Source organism: Corynebacterium heidelbergense (genome assembly GCF_028609845.1).
Lineage (GTDB): Bacteria > Actinomycetota > Actinomycetes > Mycobacteriales > Mycobacteriaceae > Corynebacterium > Corynebacterium heidelbergense.
This window is the reverse complement of sequence record NZ_CP063191.1, coordinates 1774179-1794333: the sequence shown is the minus strand read 5'-3', so window position 1 is coordinate 1794333 and position 20155 is coordinate 1774179. Positions and strand designations below refer to the sequence as shown.

At 65.0% G+C, this 20155-nt stretch carries 23 protein-coding genes; 11 read left to right on the top strand and 12 right to left on the bottom strand.

Annotated elements, in window-relative coordinates; translation table 11 throughout:
• The first annotated feature begins 177 nt into the window (after nucleotides 1-177).
• Complete coding sequence (locus tag CHEID_RS07950; RefSeq protein WP_238599323.1) at nucleotides 178-2643, top strand: UvrD-helicase domain-containing protein; 2466 nt, start codon at nucleotides 178-180, stop codon at nucleotides 2641-2643.
• Nucleotides 2644-2675: 32 nt separating this feature from the next.
• Here CHEID_RS07950 and CHEID_RS07945 read toward each other — a convergent pair whose 3' ends face one another.
• Complete coding sequence (locus CHEID_RS07945) at nucleotides 2676-3440, bottom strand: M23 family metallopeptidase (RefSeq protein WP_112769517.1); 765 nt, start codon at nucleotides 3438-3440, stop codon at nucleotides 2676-2678.
• Between the two features lie 338 nt (nucleotides 3441-3778).
• On the opposite strand from CHEID_RS07945, the gene CHEID_RS07940 reads away from it, so the two are divergent.
• From CHEID_RS07940 to CHEID_RS07925, 4 genes are all read left to right on the top strand, one after another.
• Entirely contained in the window at nucleotides 3779-5611 is a 1833-nt protein-coding gene (locus tag CHEID_RS07940; RefSeq protein ID WP_146743853.1) for a cell division protein PerM, read from the top strand.
• Nucleotides 5608-6303, top strand: coding sequence for a phosphoribosylglycinamide formyltransferase (gene purN, locus CHEID_RS07935; RefSeq protein WP_420536371.1), 696 nt, complete (start codon nucleotides 5608-5610; stop codon nucleotides 6301-6303). The genes CHEID_RS07940 and purN overlap by 4 nt, the downstream gene beginning before the upstream one ends.
• Nucleotides 6281-7960 carry a bifunctional phosphoribosylaminoimidazolecarboxamide formyltransferase/IMP cyclohydrolase gene (gene purH, locus CHEID_RS07930; RefSeq protein WP_112769519.1) on the top strand — a complete coding sequence of 560 codons (1680 nt, stop codon included), beginning with the start codon at nucleotides 6281-6283 and terminating at the stop codon, nucleotides 7958-7960. Before purN ends, purH begins: the two co-directional genes overlap by 23 nt.
• Before the next feature lie 91 nt (nucleotides 7961-8051).
• Nucleotides 8052-9260, top strand: a complete 1209-nt coding sequence (locus tag CHEID_RS07925; RefSeq protein WP_112769520.1) for an acetyl-CoA C-acetyltransferase — start codon at nucleotides 8052-8054, stop codon at nucleotides 9258-9260.
• On the opposite strand, the gene CHEID_RS07920 is transcribed toward CHEID_RS07925, so the two are convergent.
• From CHEID_RS07920 to rpmB, 10 genes are all read right to left on the bottom strand, one after another.
• Nucleotides 9257-9802: a TM2 domain-containing protein gene (locus tag CHEID_RS07920; RefSeq protein WP_238599322.1), complete on the bottom strand. Its 546-nt coding sequence runs from the start codon at nucleotides 9800-9802 to the stop codon at nucleotides 9257-9259. The genes CHEID_RS07925 and CHEID_RS07920 overlap by 4 nt on opposite strands.
• Nucleotides 9803-9846: 44 nt before the next feature.
• Complete coding sequence (locus CHEID_RS07915; RefSeq protein ID WP_112769521.1) at nucleotides 9847-10827, bottom strand: AEC family transporter; 981 nt, start codon at nucleotides 10825-10827, stop codon at nucleotides 9847-9849.
• A 3-nt stretch (nucleotides 10828-10830) separates the two neighbouring features.
• Nucleotides 10831-11424, bottom strand: a complete 594-nt coding sequence (locus CHEID_RS07910) for an RDD family protein (protein WP_112769522.1) — start codon at nucleotides 11422-11424, stop codon at nucleotides 10831-10833.
• A 161-nt stretch (nucleotides 11425-11585) separates the two neighbouring features.
• Nucleotides 11586-12242: an RDD family protein gene (locus tag CHEID_RS07905; RefSeq protein WP_112769523.1), complete on the bottom strand. Its 657-nt coding sequence runs from the start codon at nucleotides 12240-12242 to the stop codon at nucleotides 11586-11588.
• Nucleotides 12243-12318: 76 nt separating this feature from the next.
• Nucleotides 12319-12534, bottom strand: coding sequence for a hypothetical protein (locus CHEID_RS07900; RefSeq protein ID WP_112769524.1), 216 nt, complete (start codon nucleotides 12532-12534; stop codon nucleotides 12319-12321).
• A 116-nt stretch (nucleotides 12535-12650) separates the two neighbouring features.
• A complete protein-coding gene (locus CHEID_RS07895) occupies nucleotides 12651-13169 on the bottom strand; it encodes an RDD family protein (protein ID WP_181645913.1) in 519 nt (172 codons plus the stop codon).
• A 436-nt stretch (nucleotides 13170-13605) separates the two neighbouring features.
• The gene (gene rpsR, locus CHEID_RS07890) at nucleotides 13606-13854 is read right to left on the bottom strand and encodes a 30S ribosomal protein S18 (RefSeq protein WP_112769526.1); all 249 of its coding nucleotides are present in this window, start codon (nucleotides 13852-13854) and stop codon (nucleotides 13606-13608) included.
• Nucleotides 13855-13869: 15 nt separating this feature from the next.
• Nucleotides 13870-14175, bottom strand: a complete 306-nt coding sequence (rpsN, locus tag CHEID_RS07885; RefSeq protein WP_112769527.1) for a 30S ribosomal protein S14 — start codon at nucleotides 14173-14175, stop codon at nucleotides 13870-13872.
• 2 nt (nucleotides 14176-14177) lie between these two features.
• Nucleotides 14178-14342, bottom strand: coding sequence for a 50S ribosomal protein L33 (gene rpmG / locus CHEID_RS07880; RefSeq protein WP_010187624.1), 165 nt, complete (start codon nucleotides 14340-14342; stop codon nucleotides 14178-14180).
• Nucleotides 14343-14344: 2 nt separating this feature from the next.
• Complete coding sequence (gene rpmB, locus CHEID_RS07875; RefSeq protein WP_112769528.1) at nucleotides 14345-14581, bottom strand: 50S ribosomal protein L28; 237 nt, start codon at nucleotides 14579-14581, stop codon at nucleotides 14345-14347.
• 385 nt (nucleotides 14582-14966) lie between these two features.
• On the opposite strand from rpmB, the gene CHEID_RS07870 reads away from it, so the two are divergent.
• From CHEID_RS07870 to CHEID_RS07850, 5 genes are all read left to right on the top strand, one after another.
• Complete coding sequence (locus CHEID_RS07870) at nucleotides 14967-15230, top strand: type B 50S ribosomal protein L31 (RefSeq protein WP_112769529.1); 264 nt, start codon at nucleotides 14967-14969, stop codon at nucleotides 15228-15230.
• Nucleotides 15231-15245: 15 nt separating this feature from the next.
• Nucleotides 15246-15413, top strand: a complete 168-nt coding sequence (gene rpmF, locus CHEID_RS07865; protein ID WP_112769530.1) for a 50S ribosomal protein L32 — start codon at nucleotides 15246-15248, stop codon at nucleotides 15411-15413.
• A gap of 525 nt (nucleotides 15414-15938) precedes the next feature.
• Nucleotides 15939-17126 (top strand): S1C family serine protease, encoded by a 1188-nt coding sequence (locus CHEID_RS07860; protein WP_337956018.1) that lies wholly within the window; start codon nucleotides 15939-15941, stop codon nucleotides 17124-17126.
• Nucleotides 17127-17307: 181 nt separating this feature from the next.
• Entirely contained in the window at nucleotides 17308-17940 is a 633-nt protein-coding gene (locus CHEID_RS07855; RefSeq protein ID WP_112769532.1) for a MogA/MoaB family molybdenum cofactor biosynthesis protein, read from the top strand.
• Nucleotides 17940-18230: a hypothetical protein gene (locus tag CHEID_RS07850; RefSeq protein WP_112769533.1), complete on the top strand. Its 291-nt coding sequence runs from the start codon at nucleotides 17940-17942 to the stop codon at nucleotides 18228-18230. Before CHEID_RS07855 ends, CHEID_RS07850 begins: the two co-directional genes overlap by 1 nt.
• A gap of 36 nt (nucleotides 18231-18266) precedes the next feature.
• On the opposite strand, the gene CHEID_RS07845 is transcribed toward CHEID_RS07850, so the two are convergent.
• Nucleotides 18267-18914, bottom strand: a complete 648-nt coding sequence (locus CHEID_RS07845; RefSeq protein WP_181645914.1) for a 5-formyltetrahydrofolate cyclo-ligase — start codon at nucleotides 18912-18914, stop codon at nucleotides 18267-18269.
• A 243-nt stretch (nucleotides 18915-19157) separates the two neighbouring features.
• Between CHEID_RS07845 and CHEID_RS07840 the strand changes: the two genes are divergently transcribed.
• Nucleotides 19158-20114, top strand: coding sequence for a UTP--glucose-1-phosphate uridylyltransferase (locus CHEID_RS07840; protein WP_112770026.1), 957 nt, complete (start codon nucleotides 19158-19160; stop codon nucleotides 20112-20114).
• The last annotated feature ends 41 nt before the right edge of the window (nucleotides 20115-20155 follow it).

The following is a 20155-nucleotide window of genomic DNA, read 5'->3' as shown; positions in this document are numbered from 1 at the left end:
GGGTTGATTGTACGGTGACCCGGCACAGGGGTGGGTGAACCCAACAGAGAGGTGAGGATAGACGTGGGCGAAGCTTTCGCAGGGAGGAACGGCGGCTGGGGCGCGGCCGGAGGTGGCACCCAGGCGCGCCGCCAAGCGGGAGTGGCCCGCCACGTGCGCGGGGCGGGGCACACGCAACTGGCAGCGGACCGGGAAAAACCGGGCCGGGAAAAGCCGAATCGGGAGAAGCTGCTGGAGGGGTTGAATCCGCAGCAACGGCAGGCCGTCACCCATACTGGCAGCCCGCTGCTCATCGTCGCCGGCGCGGGCTCCGGCAAAACTAGTGTGCTGACCCGCCGGATCGCCTGGCTACTCGCCGGCGGTGCGGTGGCCCCCTGGCAGATCCTCGCCATTACCTTCACCAACAAGGCCGCCGCGGAGATGCGCGAGCGCGTGGCCGCGTTGATCGGCCCCGAGGCGTCCCGGATGTGGGTCTCCACGTTCCACTCCATGTGCGTGCGCATCCTGCGGCACAACGCGCACCTCGTGGAGGGGCTGAACCAGAACTTCACCATCTACGACTCGGATGATTCCAAGCGCCTAATCACCATGGTGATTAAGGACCACAACCTGGATCTCAAGGAGTTCGCCCCCCGGGGAGTTCTGGCGACGATCTCCAATTGGAAGAACGAGTTGGTTGACGCGAAGGCGGCCCTGGAGGAAGCCAAGCGGGATGCCAACACCCACCTCATCACCGTCGCCCAGCTCTACACCGATTATCAGGCCCGCCTGCGGGAGGCGAACGCCGTGGACTTCGACGACCTCATTGGGGAAGTGGTGGGCATCCTCCGCACCAACCTGGAGGTGGCGGATCACTATCGGCGGCGGTTCCGCCACGTTCTCGTCGACGAGTACCAGGACACGAACCACGCCCAGTACGTCCTGGTCTCCACCCTGGTGGGCAATCCCGAGGCCGGCGGCGCTGAACTGTGCGTGGTGGGCGACGCAGACCAGTCCATCTACGCCTTCCGCGGCGCAACCATTCGCAATATCGAGGAGTTCGAGCGGGACTACCCGACCGCCACCACCATTCTGTTGGAGCAGAATTACCGGTCCACCCAGACCATCCTCTCCGCCGCGAATGCCGTCATCGCGAAGAACCAGGGCCGCCGCGCCAAACGCCTGTGGACGGACCTGGGCGGAGGCGATCCGATCGGCGGCTACGTCGCCGACAATGAGCACGACGAGGCCCGCTTCATCGCGCGCCAGATCGACGAGCTGTCTGACAGCGGGATTTCCTACGGCGATATCGCCGTGATGTACCGGACGAACGGGGCTTCCCGGCCGCTGGAGGACGTGTTTATGCGCTCTGGCCTGCCCTACAAGGTCGTTGGGGGCACCCGGTTTTACGAGCGCCGGGAGGTGCGGGATGTTGTGGCCTATCTCAAGGTTCTGGAAAATCCTAGCGACGCCATTGCCCTCCGACGCATCATCAACACCCCCCGGCGGGGTATCGGGGATCGCGCCCTGGCTCAGGTGGGCCTGCACGCCGAAAGCAATGGCATTAGCTTCAGCGAGGGCTTGCGGGACGCAGCGGAGGGGAAGGTCGCTAAGCTCTCCGGCCGGGGCCGCAACGCCATCGCCGGGTTCCTGGAGATGATGGACGGTCTGCGTGCCGAGACCTCCGCTGCGGAGATGACCGCCTCCGACGGCACCGGTCTGGGCCTGCCCGACCTGGGGCGCATTATCACCGCCATCCTGGACTGGACCGGTTATAAAGCTGAACTCGAGAAATCCTCGGACCCCCAGGACGGGGCACGGCTGGACAACCTCAACGAGCTGGTTAGCGTGAGCCACGAGTTCTCCCGGGAAGCGGCGAATATTAAGGCCTACGAGGAGATGCCCTCCGGTGCCGAAGAGGAGGCCAGCGGCGCCAGTGACCTCGCAGAGGGGGAAGCTCCCTTGGGTAGTGTTCAGGCATTCCTAGAGCGGGTCAGCCTGGTGGCAGACGCCGACCAGATCCCCGATGAGGACCAGGACATGGTCACGCTCATGACGCTGCACACCGCCAAGGGGCTGGAGTTCCCCGTCGTGTTCCTGCCCGGATGGGAAGATGGCCAGTTCCCGCACATGCGGTCGCTAGGGGATCCGAGGGAGCTGGCGGAGGAGCGCCGGTTGGCCTATGTGGGGATCACCCGAGCCAAGGAGAAGCTTTTCATCAGCCGGGCCATCTCCCGTTCCGCCTGGGGGTCGCCCACAACGAACCCCCCGTCGCGTTTCCTCGGGGAGGTGCCGGAATCCCTATGGGATTGGCTGCGGGAGGCGCCGGAGTGGGGAGCCAGCGGAGCCTACGGCACGGGCTGGGTATCGGAAGGCTTCGGCAGCTCCGGTGCGGCGGAGGTCACCCCGAGCACCCCGCACTGGGCCCGCCCCAAGCCGCCACAGCAGCGCCGCGGCCCTCGGCCGAGTCCGCGTGGCAGCAAGTCGGGTGCCGCACCGCTCAAGCTGGATGTGGGGGATAGGGTCAACCACGATAAGTACGGGCTCGGAACCGTCAAGAACGTAGACGGAAGCGGCCCGCACACCACCGTCATAATTGACTTCGGGGGCGAGCGGACCGTGCGGCTGATGCTGTTCGGCGGTGTGCCGATGGAAAAGCTGTAGCCTGAGAGGCGGGCTACAGCAGCTTTGTTCTCTTAAACGGTGATGCCGTGAGCGGCGAGCCACGGGATCGGGTCCACCGGGTTGGCCCCGTCCGGGTGAATCTCGAAGTGCAGGTGAGAGCCGGTGGAGAAGCCCATGCTGCCCATGCCGGCGATCTTCTGCCCGGCGGTGACCTTCTGGCCCACCGCCACGTCCAGGGTTTGCATGTGCCCGTAGACACTCACGGAGCCGTCCTCATGCTTGATGCGGATCCACTGGCCAAAGCCGGAGGCAGGGCCGGAATCGATGACGGTTCCATCCTCCACGGCCAGGATGGGGGTACCGATGGCGTTCGCGATGTCAATGCCATTGTGGAACCCGCCCCAGCGAGGACCGAAGGGGGAGGTCATGGTGCCCTCAGCGGGCTTGGCGGCCATGGGAGCCCGGGCCGCGAGATCGGCGGCGGCGCGCTGGGCGGCGAAGCGCATGGCGGAATCCAACTGGCCTGCGAGGTCCCCAGCGGGAACGGCCTGCGGAACCTCCAAGATCTGGGGGGCTTCCCCGGTGGCGGGGGCCGAGCTGGAGCCGGCGGCCCCGGCACCCTCGCCCTGGGCCAGGATGGTGGTATCAGCGGCGAGCTTCACGTCGCGGGAACCAGCGTTATGCTGCGCCCCGGTGCTGGCGCCCGCTGCACCTCCGGCCGCTCCTGCTGAGGTCACGGCGGAAGCTGCAACTGCAACCATCGCCACGCGGCGCTTCGCGGAAGTGTCTTGCTTGCGATGGGAGCCCACGCGCCGCGCTCCAGAAGTCTTCTGCACGATTCGTTACCTTTTCGTCGTCTGCTCGTCTGATTGTGACCACTTCGTTATCAACGAGACGTAACACTAGCCTTAGACCCCCCACTGGGCAAGCCAAATCACGAAAAAATAACGGCCGGATAGTCTCGGAAGTTACACGGCATTATTCTGGCCCCACCGCACCGCCGTCAAAAAGCCCTCCGAAATGCGGTTTTGCGGCCACGCCGCCCTATGAAAGATGCACACTTTGCGCAAGCAAACGGGGATAGGTGATCGTTGTCTCCCCACTAGTTCCAGGCCGCAGCCGGGAGGCGAGTCAGTCGCCCGCCTGCACCAGGCGTACGGGCACAATGGGAGGGGTGAGTAGAGACGCCAACGCCAACCGCCCTGGATCCCGCCGCCTGTCCGCGCGTCGACCGGCAACGGGGCGCACGCGCTCGGCAAACCGCTCCGCTGCCCAGCGTATGGCCGATCGCCATGCCTCCCGCGAGGCCGCCCAGCGCAGGATCCGCGAGCGGGAGGAACGCCAGCAGCAAGAACCCAAAAAAGCCGAGCGCCCCTCCCGGCCTGCGCAGCCCGGCGAGCCGGAGCGCTTCCCCCTTCCGCAGTCCACCTCGGCTGCGGCCGGCAGCTCCCCTGCCCGGGACCCCCGGGTGCGTTCGACGGGTCCCGCCCGGTCCACCCCACAGACCCGCCGGGGCCGGTGGTGGGCCACGTGGGGCCCGCACGTCCGGCGTTTTGCCCCACCCTTGGCCATCAACCACGGGGTCACCTTGGCGGTCATCGCGGCCATCGCGGTAATAATCGGTATCTCCCGTGGCTTCAGCGTGGTTCCTGCGGCGATCGGCTCGATGTGGATGGCCACCATCCTCGCCCCGATCAAGTTGCAGGGTGCCGAGCTGGGTTTCCTCCCCATGTTGCCCGCGGCGGTCGTGGTCTACGGCTACTCGCGCCGGATTACAAAGATCCTCGGGGATTCGATCAGCATCCGCGGCTTGCGGGCCTTCGCGGCGTTGGCCTTGGCCATTCCAGTGCTTCTCACGCTTGTTGCGTGGTTCATGATCTGGGACGCCAGCTCGGTGTATCCCGTCGCCGCCCCCAACCTGGCCGTGGCTCTCATCTCCGCCCTCTTGGTCAATGGCGCGGCGGTTGGTTTGGGGATGCGTTCGCGCATCTGGCGGGCTCTGCTGCTGCGCCGCGGCTTGCCAACCTGGCCCGTCGAGTCTTTTCGCCTGGCGACGAGCTGGCTGAAATGGATGGCCGCGGCGGGAGCTCTGGGAGCGCTGGCCATCCTGGTGGGAAACCTGGGTGCGTTGACCCGCTCCTATGGGATCACCGACTCCACCCTGTCCGTCGTAGGGCTCACGGTCGTGGGCCTGGTGTACCTGCCGAACATCCTCATCGGTGCGATTGCGGTGCTTCTCGGCGGGGAGTTCTCGGTGGGCAACGGTTCCGCCTCCCTGTTCGGTGTGAACAACGTGAACTTGCCCTCGGTGCCAGTACTGGCCGCAGTCCCGAATCACGACATTCCGGGCGGGGCCCTGTGGTTGGCGATTCCGGCGGCGGTCACGGCTTGGACGCTATACCGGTTTTTGCGCGACCGGTCCTTCATCGAGGCTCCGATAGCTACTGCGGCGGGTGCCGGTGCTTTCGCGGGATTCTTGTCGTACTGCATCGCCTGGTTGTCCGGCGGGGAGCTGGGCGTGTTCGGCCAGACGGGGCCGCTGGCCTGGTTGGCGGGCCTGGAGGCTGCGGCGTGGCTGCTGTTGCCGGGGGTCGCGCTGATGGCCTATCTCTCCCGCACCGGCCAGCGGGTCCTGGAGGACGTGGAGGAGCCTGCTGAGACCGGGGGCGAGAACGTCTCTGACGAGGGCGCCGAGACCGGCGAGGATTCCGAAACCACAGATGATGCCGAAGATGCGGTAGACGTCGATGAGGTCGACAGTGAGGAGGCCGACGCCAGGAACAACAGCGCCGCGGAAAGTCCCGCCGAAGAACCCAACTCCGAGCAGGTGAGCGCGGCAGAGGAATCGGACGCGGCGGAGGAATCGGACACCGCAGAAGAAAGCCCCACCCCGGACAGCGAGCAGGACGAAACACCCCCGGAGGGGACGGGTGAGGCGGCGCCGGGTGGGGTGGCGTCCCAAAGCAAAAAGAGCACCGAGGATGAGGAGGAGGGCACCACACCGTGACCGACACCCACCGCCCCCAATTCCCACCGCTGCGCCCGCGCGAGGGCGAACCCCTGTCGGTGGTGGTGTTGGCCTCCGGCTCCGGCACCCTCCTGCAGGCCCTCATCGACCACTTCCACCCCGCTCACCACGGGCCGACACAGGCCCCGGTACGGATCTGCGGCGTGGGAAGCGACCGGGAATGCCCCGCTCTGCACCGCGCGGAGGCCGCAGGTATCCCCACCTTTGTTGTGCCCTACCTGCCTGGCACCACGAACCGCAGCGAATGGAACCAGCACCTCCGCACAGCTCTGGGCCGCTTCGCCCCCGATCTTGTTGTTTCTGCGGGGTTCATGCGGATCCTCGGCCCGGAGGTTCTCGCCGATTACGCCGGGCGCATCATCAACACCCACCCCGCTCTGCTGCCGGCCTTTCCCGGCGCCCATGCTGTCGCAGATGCGCTGGACTACGGCGTCAAGGTCACCGGCAGCACCGTCCACCTCATCGACGCTGGCGTGGACACCGGCCCAATCTTGGCTCAGCGAGCAGTGCCCGTCTTCGAAACCGATAGAGTGGACGTGCTGCACGAACGGATAAAAACCGTGGAACGCGAGGTGCTCGTGCATACCCTGCAAGCGATCGCGGAACACGGCATCACCCTTGATGGACGAAAGGCCCGGATCCCAGACAATGTCACCAAACCCTCCCGCTGACCACCCCAACCCCGCCCCAGCCGCAAGCGAGGACCCGAGCCGGAGGCCACTGCGCCGCGCCCTCATCAGCGTCTACGACAAAACCGGCCTGGAGGAACTGGCCCGCGGGCTCGCCGAGGCGGGGGTGGCAATCGTCTCCACCGGATCCACGGCGAAGCACATCGCCGCCGCCGGGGTGCCGGTGACGCAGGTGGAGCAGCTCACGGGATTCCCGGAGGTGCTGGAGGGCCGAGTCAAAACGCTGCACCCCAGGGTGCACGCCGGGATCCTCGCGGATACCCGGAAGCAGGACCACCTGCGGCAGCTTGAGGAGCTGGACGTGGAGGCCTTCGAGCTGGTGGTGGTGAACCTGTATCCGTTCACCGAGACCGTGGCCTCTGGGGCTAGCTACGACGATTCGGTCGAGCAAATCGATATCGGGGGACCCTCCATGGTGCGCGCGGCGGCGAAGAATCACGCCTCCGTTGCCGTGGTCGTGGACCCGGGGGCTTATGGGGAGGTCCTGCAGGCCGCAGCGGGCGGCGGGTTCACCCTGGCCCAGCGCACGGAGCTGGCAATGAAGGCTTTCCAGCACACCGCCTCCTACGACGTCGGCGTGGCCACGTGGCTGACCCATCAGGTCAGCGAGAGCCAGGGCGATGGGCAGGGGAGCGAGTTCCCGGAGTGGGTGGGCAACGTCTACCAGCGAACTAGGACGCTGCGCTACGGGGAGAACCCGCATCAGGCTGCGGCGGTGTACGCGCGTCCGGGCGGGCAGGACGGCGCCGGACAGAACGGCATTGGGCAGAAGTCCGCTGGGCTGGCCGGGGCCGAGCAGCTCCACGGCAAGGAAATGAGCTACAACAACTACACGGACGCGGATGCCGCCTGGCGCGCCGCGTGGGACCACGCCCGTCCCGCCGTGGCCATTATCAAGCACGCGAACCCCTGCGGCATCGCCGTGAGCGAGGAATCCATCGCGGCCGCCCACCGCGCGGCGCACGCCTGCGACCCCATGTCCGCCTATGGCGGGGTCATCGCCGTCAACCGGCCCGTCAGTAAAGAAATGGCAGAGCAAGTCGCCAACGTTTTCACCGAGGTCATTGTCGCCCCGGATTACGAGGATGGCGCCGTGGAGATGCTCAGCCAGAAGAAGAACATCCGGATCCTTCGCGCCGGTGCGCCGACCGCGGTGGGCACGGAAACCCGGGAAATCTCCGGGGGCCTGCTGATGCAGCAGCGCGACGCGATTGACGCGCCGGGGGATGACCCGCGCAACTGGACCCTTGCCGCCGGCGAGCCCGCGGACGAAGCCACGATGGCCGAGCTGGAGTTCGCGTGGCGCTCCGTGCGGGCCGTTAAGTCCAATGCCATCCTGCTCGCGAAGGACAACGCCACCGTGGGAGTGGGAATGGGGCAGGTCAACCGCGTGGATTCCGCCAAGCTGGCCGTGGAGCGCGCCAACACGCTGGGCGGCGACACGCAACGGGCCCGGGGGTCCGTGGCGGCCTCCGATGCTTTCTTCCCCTTCGCCGACGGTTTCGAGGTGCTCAGTGCGGCGGGGGTGCGGGCCGTTGTGCAGCCCGGCGGTTCGGTGCGGGATTCGGAGGTTGTGGACGCCGCCAACCGCGCGGGGGTCACGATGTACCTCACCGGGGAGCGCCACTTCGCCCACTAGACGGGGCAGGGCGAACTCCCGCTCGACCAACCTCCCCCAAACTCTTCACCCCAGCGGAATAAATCAACAGAAAGGCCTGGTTAACACCACTATGAGCACTACGGACACAACCACTACCCCTAGCCCCGAGGACATCGTCATCGTCGGCGCCGCACGTACCGCCCAGGGCCGGATGCTCGGCTCACTCGCCAGCAAGTCTGCGGTGGACTTGGGTGCCGCGGTCATCACGGCAGCCTTAAAGCGCGCGGAGGTTGCCGCCGAGGATGTCGATTACGTCTACATGGGGCAGGTCGTGCAAGCGGCGGCGGGGCAAAACCCGGCGAAGCAGGCCGCTGTGGCTGCCGGGTTGCCGATGACCGTGCCGGCCATGACCGTCAATAAGGTCTGTTTGTCCGGTCTGGACGCCATCATCAGCGGCGCGCGAATGATCACCGTCGGTGATGCGGAAGTCGTTGTCGCCGGGGGCCAGGAGTCCATGAGCAACGCCCCCCACCTGGCGGCGGGTGTGCGCGCCGGGAAGGGTTTCGGCAGCTTGGAGCTGCAGGACTCCCTGGACCGGGATGGCCTGTCCGACGCTATCCAGGGGACCTCCATGGGCCTGGAAACGGATGAGGGGAACAAGAAGAAGGGGATCACCCGCGAGGAGCAGGACGCCATCGCCGCGCGCTCCCATCAGTTGGCGGAGAAGGCAATGCAGGATGGCACCTTCGACAAGCAGATCGTTCCGGTGGAGGTGCGCAAGCGCAAGGAGACGGTGACGGTCTCCGAGGACGAGGGCGTCCGTCCCGGGACGACGGCGGAGGGGCTGGCCAAGCTGCGTCCCGCATTCTCGAAGGACGGCACCATTACCGCCGCTTCTGCATCGCAGATTTCCGATGGGGCTGCGGCCGTGGTGCTGGTGAAGCGGTCCTACGCCGAGGACAACGGGCTGACCGTCCTGGCAACGCTCGGGGCGCACGGGCAAACTGCGGGCCCGGACACCTCGCTGTTGTCCCAGCCCTCCCAGGCCCTGAGTGCAGCCCTGGCCAAGGCCGGCTGGGAGGTTGGCGCTCTCGACTTCCTGGAAATCAACGAGGCCTTCGCCTCGGTTGTTGCCCAGTCCCTTAAGGATCTGGATTACCCCCTGGAGAAGACCAACATTCACGGTGGGGGCCTGTCGCTGGGGCATCCCATCGGATGCTCCGGGGCGCGTCTGGTGGTGGCCGCCGCCTACGAGCTGGAATCCCGGGGCACCGGCAAGGCGGGTGTGGCCCTGTGCGGCGGTGGCGGGCAAGGCGACGCTTTGCTGCTGACGCGCTAGATCAGCGGTACTCCATGGGCGTCCACGTCATAGCCGCGAGATCTAGTCAGCAACAATATGGCCTCCGCGAACGCCCAGACGCCCACACCGAGGAGGAGCGGCAGGCCAATGAGGAGGATTATGGTCAGCCAGCCAGACACGGTGAGTCCCAATTGCATGCAACCGCGTTTTTTGTGGCCTAGATAGAAGTTGTGGACGCCCAGGGGGCCGAAGAAAAGGGCCAGTAGTCCGGCAGCGACGTACGATTTGGGCTCGTAAACCGGCCTGTCGGCAGGTGCCTGAATGGGCAACCCAGAGGAGTCGTAGGCCTGGGGGCCGTACGCCGAAGCGCTATACGGTTCGGGTGGGTAGGCCGTGGGCGGATAGGGCGTTGCGCCATAGGGGGAGGGGCCGTAGGGGGGAACACCCGGGCGCGGGTACGGCTGCCCCGTCGCCATGAAGTAGGTATCTCCGGGGGAATGATTGTCCCAATAGCTCGTCGGCCGCCGAGCGGGGCCACCGGCTCCGTCGGGGTAGAGGTAGGGGTTGTCGGGAGCACTCATGAGGCCGAACATACACAGCCCAGATGAGCTTCGCCGGGTTCTTTTTAGCTCAGCAGGAGGACAAACACAGTCATCGCTGGGATGCTCATCGCCGTTGAGACCACTGCGGTATCCCTGGCCAGGATGGTATTCACTGTGAAGCGCTGGGCATAGGTGAAGACGTTCTGCCCGGTGGGAAGCGCGGCGACCACCACCATCGCCAGCAGCAGGCTCCCCTCAGCGTGAAAGAGAACGGCCCCGAGGGTCCAGGCGATAAGGGGATGCACGACCGCCTTGATGAAGGCCGCTGCCCACACGCTGCGTCGGGGGCTCTCCCCGGCGGCTAACACCCGTACCTCCGCCATGGACATACCAAAAGCAATGAGGGCCACCCCGACAGTTGCACTGGCGATGATGTGTACGGGCTCGGCGAGCACGTGCGGCAGATGCCACGTCGTTTGCCGTTCGATCAAACCAATGGCGATGCCGGTCGCTGCAGAGATGATCAATGGATTGCGGATGATTCCCAACAGGACGTCACGGAGGATCCTGCCAGCCGAAGCGGTTTTCGCCCGCTGCCTTCCCGGGCCGCGGCCATCGCTGGGGGTGGTCAAGTCCAGAAGTACAACGGAAAGTGGGCCGAAGAAGGCAACCTGGAAGAGAATGACAGGCAGAGTGAGGGTTGGATCCTTGAGCAGATGGGCTGCCAACGGAATGCCCAGATTTGAGCCGTTGCAGTAGGCGCAAGCCAGCATCGCAACCAGCGCTTCGTTCGTCGCCCGACGGGCGATCCACCGAGAACCGCAGTACCCAATCGCCGCCGCGGACAGGGTACTGAGTGCTACCACGGCCAAGTTTGGGCCGAAAAGGGCTGCTACGTCGGTTCGGCTGAGGAACTCAACAAGAGTCGCGGGTAGCGCGATCCAGAACACGAACATGTTCAGTGGATAGACCGCGTGTGGCCCGAGGAGCCGCTGTTTGCCGATGAGGTAACCCAGCGCAATGATGAGCACCACGACGGCGAAGCCGGAGAGGACGTTGAGCATCGTTTACTTGCGGATGACGATGGCTCCGGCCCATCGATCAGCGAAATGCTGCCCTCGGGGATCTCTGCTGATTTGGGTTCCTGCGACTATTTCCAGAATCAACGGGAGAAGGGAACCCCCGGGGATGAAGCTGGCGAAGCTGGAGGTAAACCACAGGTTGCGTTTGGCAGCCTCTCCAAAAGTTAGTCGACGCCCCTCTAGGTGCTGCACCCGCATACCCAGCGCCATTTTCCCTAGGGAAGCTCCGAAGCGACTTTCCATTCCCACTCGGTACAGGAGCCACAACAGGAACCCGAGAATCGAGGCAATGAAAATCGGGGCGATGACGAGGAGGAGGCTCGTAGTGTCCTCTGGATCCCGCCCGTCTGGATCGGGGGTAGCGAGTACTCCGCACAGTATGGAGAGACCGAGGATGGCGAATTGTACGAGACCATCGATACACAAGCCCCAGAATCTCCTCCAGGCACTTGCCGGTGGTGGGGTCGCCTCTCGGGGTCCTTCCCCAGTGGGGAGGAAGCCCTCCTGTTGCTGTGGGAGGCCGTAGGGATTGAGGTTATCCCCCGGCTGAGGGTTTGAAGTGGGGTAAGGGGCAGGCATCGGGCCGAGGTGTTCGGTTGAATTCGGTTCCGGCTCGTGGGCAGAACCTTGGCCCGCTTGGTAGTTAGTCACTGGCGTTCCTTGCTGGAATGAGAAAAGGGCCCGGAAGGGGGAGTCCGAGCCCAGGAGTTCCACAGCCCGAAAACTGCGGTGGTGCTTAGCTACTTGCGGACGACGAGCGCCTTAGCCCACTTGTCGGGCTGATGCTGGTGCCGCGCATCCCGGGAAAGAGTGACCCCAAGGACGATCATGATGGCGATCTGTGCGATGGAGGCGATTGTGGACGGGAGGGCAGCGATGAGGTACCAGATGTTGCGGATAAAGGAGCGGCCGGCTGGCAGCTTGCCGCCATCCTCGCCGATGACCTTCAGGCCGAGGATCTTCTTCCCCAACGTGCCCTCGGCTCCGGTCTCCATTCCCACGCGATAGGCGAACCAGATCACAACACCCAGAATGGAATCAAGAGCGTACTTCCACGAGGGTATAGCCGCTGCCGCGTTGTCGTTCCCGTTCTGGGCCGCCCGGAATGCGGCCATGAAGTCGCCCCCGAGCAGCAGCATGCTGATCAGCAAGCCAACGATTCCTACGAGCAGAGCATCAATGACAAAGGCCCCTAAGCGAATTCCCGCACTTGCAGCTTGGCCTCCCTGGAGCTGGTTGTTGGCCTCGGCATTGGGGAAGGCGCCATACGGCTGCCCGGTGGTTTCACCTGGCTGTTGCGCGGGGTTGAAGCCTCCTGCGGAGCCGGGGTACTGGCCGGGGTTGTTGGAAGAGGCGTAGGGGTTGTCTGGGGTGTCAGAACCATAGGGGTTCGTCATTACATCTCACTTTCACTTACGTCTCGGGTGGGGGGCCGGGTGGTCGCGCGGCCGGATGGAATTCTACTATTTCGGATTAAGCTCTGGAGTTCTCGGTGAGTCCGTCGGGATCCACCCCATAGTTGGGCTGGGTGCCTTGCGGGTTGCCGGAGTCCGTTGCAGAGTCGTTGGAGGGACCGGCTTCACCGTTGGGGGCCTCGTTGTGGTCGCCAGGTGAGGCCGCCTGCGGAGCAGCGGGGCGTTCGTTGTTTTTCACGGTGGTGGAATCATCTGAGCTGTCGGGGGATGTCATGTCTAACTACCTTAGAGGAACCTGAGCGCCGGTGCGCTTGGGACGTTAGTCACACTCTTCGGGGAACGTTCCACGCGCTTTCGGGAGGGGGAAGCAGCTCGGAGGCTGCTCGGTGGTTACTTATTGACCACGCTGCTATCCGCCCAGCTATCGCAAACATGGCGGCGGTAGGGGTTTGCGGCAATGTTGATGCCCAAGGCGACCTGGATGACAAATCCGGCGGCACCCACGATTGCCATTCCCGTTAGGGGGCCGCTGATCTGCAAAAAGATAAGGAGGGGCAGCGTGGCGGCAAACCAGGCATTCCGCTTGAGCGCCTGCCCATAGCTGGGGTGCTGGTAGTTCCGGGAGACCACCCGCAGATTGGCAAACATCTTGCCAAGGGTGGCCCCGAAGTGGTGCTCCATCAGCGTCCGGTAAATCAGCCATAGAGCAACGGCAACCACCTGGGACATGACGACGTTAGGTATGGAGACGGCCCCGCTGAGGACCTCCCCGAATTCCCGCAGAGATTGAACGCGCTCGAGCCTGTAGGAGAAGTCTTCAGTGGGTGCAAGTTTGGGGAAGATACTGTCCAGTGGGAACTGCGCGAGCCCAATGAAGACAGTGTCTAGCACGTAGGCCAGAAAGCGCATCCAAGCTCCGGCGGGACGACCCGCGAGGGTCGTAGGGTTGTTGCTCGGATAGGGAGAGCTCTGGGGATGGGGCGGTCCGTACGCCGACGGAACAGATGGAGTCGGCTGGCCCTGGTTCTGCGTGTGATGGCCGTAGGTCGGCGGCACTGGACCGGGTCCGGATGGCCCGTAGTTGCCGTAGGGATTTGGCTGTTGGTTCATCGTGCTCCTGATTGTGCTGTGCTCCGATGATGGCTGAGCTCGTACCTCACAACTCCACCACATCCCCGGGCTCCCTGCCACGTAGGGGATCGGGCAGGGGCCTAGAGCTGGAAACCAGTGGTTATCGAAGGCCCAGCGGCTGGTGAAACGGTAACTAAAGGACACAAAACCCGCCCTCCACAAGTGGAAGGGCGGGTTTTGTGTGTCTGTGTAATCGTCGTTCGGAAAAGCCGGATCAGCGGCTGTGGAACGGCAGCAGCGCCATTTCCCGGGCGTTCTTAATCGCCGTAGCGACCTGACGCTGCTGTTGCGGGGTCAAGCCGGTGACTCGACGGGAGCGGATCTTGCCCCGGTCGGAGATGAACTTGCGCAGCAGGGCGTAGTTCTTGTAGTCGACGGTCTCGATCCCCTCAGTCTTGAGCGGGTTCTTCTTCGGGCGACGGGTCTGCTCCATCCGCGCCTTCTTCATGTTGGTGCGCTTCATTTGTGACAGTTCCCCTTACCAGCTGGACTTACGGACGCCGGGCAGCTCACCGCGGTGCGCCATCTCGCGGACGCGGACGCGGGAGAGGCCGAACTTGCGCAGGTAGCCGCGCGGACGGCCGTCGGCAGCATCGCGGTTACGGACACGCACGGGGGAAGCGTCGCGGGGCTGACGGTTCAGCTCCCACTGGGCCTCCATGCGGTCCTCATCGGACGTCTTGGGATTGCAGATGATCTTCTTGAGCTCGGCGCGACGCTCCGCATAGCGGGCGACGATTTCCTTGCGCTGCTCGTTCTTGGCGATCATGGACTTCTTCGCCATATCTATCGCTCCTCGCGGAATTCGACGTGCTTGCGGACGATCGGGTCGAACTTCTTCAGCGTGATTCGATCCGGGTTGTTTCGCTTGTTCTTGCGGGTGACGTAGGTGTAGCCAGTGCCAGCCGTAGACTTCAGCTTGATGATCGGGCGGATATCGTTACGTGCCATTGTTAGATCTTCTCCCCACGGGCTCGGATCTTGGCCACGACAGCCTCGATGCCATCGCGGTCGATGGTCTTTAGGCCCTTGGTGGACACGTTCAGCTTGATCGTGCGACCTTCGGAGGGCAGGTAGAACGACCGGCGCTGGATATTCGGGTTCCAGCGGCGGCTCGTGCGGCGGTGCGAGTGGGAAACGGACTTGCCGAACTGCGGTTTCCGACCCGTGACCTGGCAATATGCCGACATGGGTTTTCTCCTTCCGCTGGCAGCAGGCGAGTGCCGCACCGGTGGTTCTCCGCGGTTAGACGGGCCGGGAGAGGGCCGGGGCGCTGCGCTGACCAGCGATGACGTTTACATAGACAACAGCGATTGGATAGCTTACTTCAGCCTGCGCCGAGGACCTAATCGGTGTTTCGCATGCTCGAGGCCCACTCCCACGGACGTTGCTTCCATGCGCGGTACCCAGCGATTTCCAGTGGAGGGCGGGGAGGATATAAGGTGAGCGGTTGTGCCGAGGGAGCGCCAGGTTGTTGGCGTTGTCCCTCCAAAACACAACCGAACCCAACGCAGGCACGACCCCACCCTGTTGATGGGGACCGACCTGCTGTAGCAACCTGAGGGATCAGAACATATGAAGAAGGATATCCACCCGGATTACCATCCAGTGGTGTTCAAGGACGCGAGCACCGGTCACTCCTTTTTGACCCGCTCCACCGCGACGTCCCAGCGCACCGTGGAATGGGAAGATGGCAACGAGTACCCGCTGATCGTCGTGGACGTCACCAGCGAGTCCCACCCCTTCTGGACCGGCGCGCAGCGTGTCATGGACACCGCTGGCCGAGTCGAGAAGTTCCAGCGCCGTTACGGCTCCGTTTCCCGTCGCAAGAAGAAGTAAGGAGGGTAGAGAACAATGGCAGTTCCCAAGCGCCGCATGTCGCGCGCCAACACCCGCACTCGCCGTTCCCAGTGGAAGGCCGATAACGTCGCCCTCCAGACGGTGAAGATCCAGGGCCGCGAGGTGCAGATCCCCCGCCGTCTGGTCAAGGCCGCCAAGCTCGGCCTCATCGATCTGGACTAGGCCACCGGCTCCGAATAGGAGACCGACCTCTTGCCCCCGCTGCTTATCCCATCCACGTGAATGGACGGGATAGCAGTGGGGGCTTTCGCGTTCGGGGGCACAGGAGCGCCCCCGACGGTGCGCCACGAGCGCCTCCGTGAGCGTTTACTGTGAATTTGCTGTGTGCGATGGGGATCTTGGGGTGGGTGGGGACTAGAGAAGAGGCGGTAACCTCGCAGCACAAGGCAAGCCCTTCTGGTGGCAAACCCCCAAGTTGATCGCCCATACTCACTACGTAGTTCGATTTGTGCGTCATTCACGCATTCCTCCGCTGCCGTGGGTGGCCCACGCCAGGGCTCCCCGGCAGCCGGGCGAATTTCGGTGAAGCGGGGCAAGAGGAAAGGAAGCGAAGAGAACATGGCCAACGGTCACGGCGGTAGTTGGGGTCCAGGAACTCACAATGAGAACACCCACAGGGGTTCGGTTCCGGCCGGGCAGCCGAACACTCCCAGGGGTCCCCAACCCGGAATCCAAGAAACCGCCTCCATGCCCGTCGGCCCCGGTGGGGTAGCGGGGGCGGGCACCTACGGTAACCCCGGATGCGCAGGAGGAGCTGGGCCCAACCAGCCCTATCCCGGTGCGGGTGTGGCCCCCAGTGCCCCCAAGTCCCGGCGATGGTCCACCCCGGTAGTAGCGCTGCTCATGGCGGGGACTGCCGTACTGGCGACCGTCGGAACCAACCTTGCGATGGAATCGGCGGGCACGAAGAACGTCTCTAGCTCCTTCGATCGGCCGCTGCCCGCAGGCGATCAACGCCCCCCGCAGGCCGGGTCAGTGGAGGAGGTCTCCAGCCGGGTGCTGCCCAGCGTCGTGTCCATCCAGGCCTCTGGGCTGCGGGGCGGCGCCGAGGGTTCCGGCTCCATCCTCACCTCTGATGGCATGATCATGACCAATAATCACGTTATTGGGGACGCCGGCAGCCGCGGTGATATTAGGGTCACCTTGAATGATGGGAGAACCCTACCGGCGAAGCTCGTGGCCACCGATCCGCAGACCGATATTGCCGTGATCAAGGCCGTCGGCGCTAAGGACCTTACCCCCATGACACTGGGCAATTCCGATTCGCTGGTGGTCGGGGAGAGCGTAGTAGCCGTTGGCTCACCGCTGGGTCTTAACGCCACGGTGACAACGGGCATCGTCTCCGCAAAGAACCGCCCCGTGCAGGCCACCGGGGAAGGCGGCGGTGAGGCCTCCCTCATCGACGCAGTGCAGACCGATGCGGCGATCAACCCCGGCAACTCCGGGGGAGCCTTAGTTAATATGCGCGGTGAACTCGTGGGGATCCCGACGGTCATCGCCACCCTGGGGCAAGAGGGGCAATCCGGCTCCATCGGGTTGGGTTTTGCCATTCCGGTCAATCAAGCCCAGCGGATCGCCAAGCAGCTGATGGATAGCGGCAAGGCAGGCCACGCCATCATCGGTGCGCAGGTGAGCCGCTCAGACACAGCCGGCGGGGCAGAGATCGCGGCAGTGAACCCCGGCAGCCCCGCAGAGAAGGCAGGGTTGAAGAAGGGTGACGTGGTCGTCAAGATGGATGGCCGTCCCATCGAATCAGGGGTGGCTCTCATCGCGGCCGTTCGCTCCCACCAGGTTGGGGATGTGGTGAACCTCGTAGTGCGCGACGGCAAGGACGGGCCGGAGCGGAACGTCTCCGTCACCCTCGGCTCGGAGTAGCTTGCCTGCTACCCCCGGGTGAGCTGCCGGATCCTGGGGGAGAGGCCCCCAAAAACCCCGTTCGTCTGTACAGCCCTCCGTTGGGCGGATACGGTGAAAGTGTCCTTCACCAGCGCTTCGCCCCCGCCCCGACGCGATAGCTCTGGTGAGCTACGTTTTACCAGGTCAAGGAGACAAATCCGTGTCGCCCCGTTCCGGCCAGAGCGCCTCCCAACGAGTTGCAATTCCCAGCGTGGACAACGTGGACCACTCTGACCTCGACCGCCTGGCCGCCGAGGTCGTCGAGCCCGATGCAGCCCACTTCCGCACCCTCGACGCGGAACGGCGGGTGCGTCACGACGCTGGGTCCTCCGCCGATCATCACGCCCTCGTCGTCCTCATCTCCGATAACCCCTCCGATCCGCAGGCCTCCGGCGATCTCGTCGCCGAGCTGTTGGCGGAGGAATCTTTCATCGTGGACGCCGTACTCACCGTGGAATCACGAAAGTCCATCATCCGGAACGCCATCGAGACCGCAGTGGTGGGGGGAGCGGACCTGGTGGTCACGATCGGCGGAACCGGGATGGGATCCCGGGATCGCGCCCCGGAGGCCACGCGGACCCTTCTGGACCGCAAGATCCCCGGCATCGCGGAGGCCATCCGCTCGTCGGGACTGTCCGCGAACAGCATGGACGCCGCCCTGTCCCGAGGGGTAGCGGGAGTATCCGGTTCCACGGTCGTGGTGAATCTGGCCGGGTCCCGCGGCGCCATCCGAGACGGAATGGCGACTCTGTGTCCGCTGGTTCGGCACGTTCTGGACGAAATGAGTTCCTAATGGCAGGGGACGAACAGGCCCAGACCGGTCCTTTCGGGGGGAGGCGGCCCCGCCGGGTGACGGGGCAGCTTGGCTCGGACAAGCCGCACACTAACGGCCAGCGGGCCGCCCAGCGCACGCGGAGTGCCGCGCCGGGCAGGGCGATGTCGAGTGCAAGTGCGGCGGATCGTGGGTCCCTCGACGACAACCGGGAGGTGTTGGATTCTGCCGCGGAGAGCATGATTGCCGAGGACGCCGAACACTTCGACGCTACCTACTGGCGCGAGCAGCGACCGCCGCATTGGCAGTAGGGGAGCGGGTGCTGCCGGGCACGGCTCCCGGGAATGCTACTTCCCGAAGCGCTGCACCCCCGCTGGCGTGACCGCCGCATCCACGCGCATATCCCAGCAGGTGGAGGGCACCTCGTCCACGAGCTCGTCAGAGCCGACAAGCCCGATCACATAGGGCCGCGCGCCCGCGGAGCTGGCGAAGACCCGGTCGTAGAACCCGCCGCCCTGGCCTAGTCGAATCCCCTCGCCATCAATCGCCAGCGCAGGGACGATCGCCGCCGCGACGTCTGTCGCCCGCCAGTCGGGCACCGGCTGGCCCTGGGGTTCCGGGATGCCCAGGCGGTTGCAGGCCAGGTCCCCCGGCCCCCGAAACGGTACCCACAGCAGCGTCGGCTCGAGGGTCCGCTCGTCGATCCGCGGCAGCAGGACTTGATACCCGGCGCTGGAAAGCACCTGGGGCAGCGCAGTGCCGCCCGGCTCTCCCTCCATCGGCGCGAACGCCAACACCGTGGCTAGCTGTAGCGAACCGGCGGCGCCACTCGACCCGGCCCCTTCCATCGTTTCGGCCAGATGGGCGAGCATCCTGCACTGAATCTCACCATCCCGTACGCGGCGAGCCTCGGGGTTCAAGCGCCGACGGGCCCGCCGGATCTTGGTTCGTAGACGGCGCTTGTCTTCGGCAATGGCATCGTGCCGCTCAGCCATAGCAGTGTCTCCGTTCGTCGACTCGCTCACAGTCTCTTCCACGAGTCCTCCTCTCGGCGCAGTGCAGTCACACTTGCGCACGGGTGTGACTGCCATCACACTAGCTAACGATTCCCGCAATCAATTATGCAGCTCAGGCCCGCTGCGCCGCTATTGGCGTCCAACCCCATACCCCCCTCACCGCCCGCCCACCCGGCAGCGAATCACCCCGCCGCAACCCCGCCAGACGGTAGCATTCACCCCATGACTTCCAACGACTCCACGAACGCACCATCGCAGCCGGGCCACGTCCGCACCGTTGTGGTGCCAGCAGCCGGGCTGGGCACGCGCTTCCTGCCGGCCACCAAGACCGTCCCCAAGGAGCTGCTGCCAGTGGTGGAAACCCCGGGCATTGAGCTCATCGCCAAGGAAGCCGCCGCCGCCGGCGCCACTCGCCTGGCCATCATCACCGCTCCCAAGAAGACCGGCATCATGGGTCACTTCGACAAGCACCCCGAGCTGGAGGAGACCCTTGCCGAGCGCGGCAAGACCGAACAGCTCGACCGCGTTCGCGCCGTGGACGGCCTCATCGACGCCGTCGCCGTCGAACAGGAACGCCCCCTGGGCCTGGGACACGCCATCGGCCTGTCCGAGCAGGTCCTCGACGATGACGAAGAGGCCGTTGCTGTGCTCCTCCCGGATGACCTGGTCATGCCCTTCGGCGTGCTGGACAAGATGATCGAGGTGCGCAAGCAGTACGGCGGATCCGTGCTGTGTGCCTTCGAAGTGGATCCGGAGGACGTGTCCAAGTACGGCGTGTTCGACATCGAGCCCTCCGATGACCCGGACGTCAAGCAGGTCAAGGCAATGGTGGAGAAGCCGGACGTGAAGGATGCCCCCTCCAACTTCGTGGCCACCGGGCGCTACCTGCTGGGTCGCCAGATTTTCGACGCGCTGCGCAACACCAAGCCGGGCAAGGGCGGGGAGATCCAGATCACGGACGCCATCGAATCCCTCATCCAACAGGGCCACCCCGTCCACATCGTCGTCCACCACGGCGCCCGCCACGACTTGGGCAACCCCGGCGGCTACATCCGCGCCTGCGTGGACTTCGCCCTGCGCGACGACACCTACGGCCCCTCCCTGCACCGCTGGTTGAACAAGCGGGTCGCCGAAGAAAACGCCCTGGACAGCTTCGAAGAAACCTTCCAGGAGAACTAACCCCCGCCCACCCGGCGTGGCAGCCCGCGTAACAGGGGCCG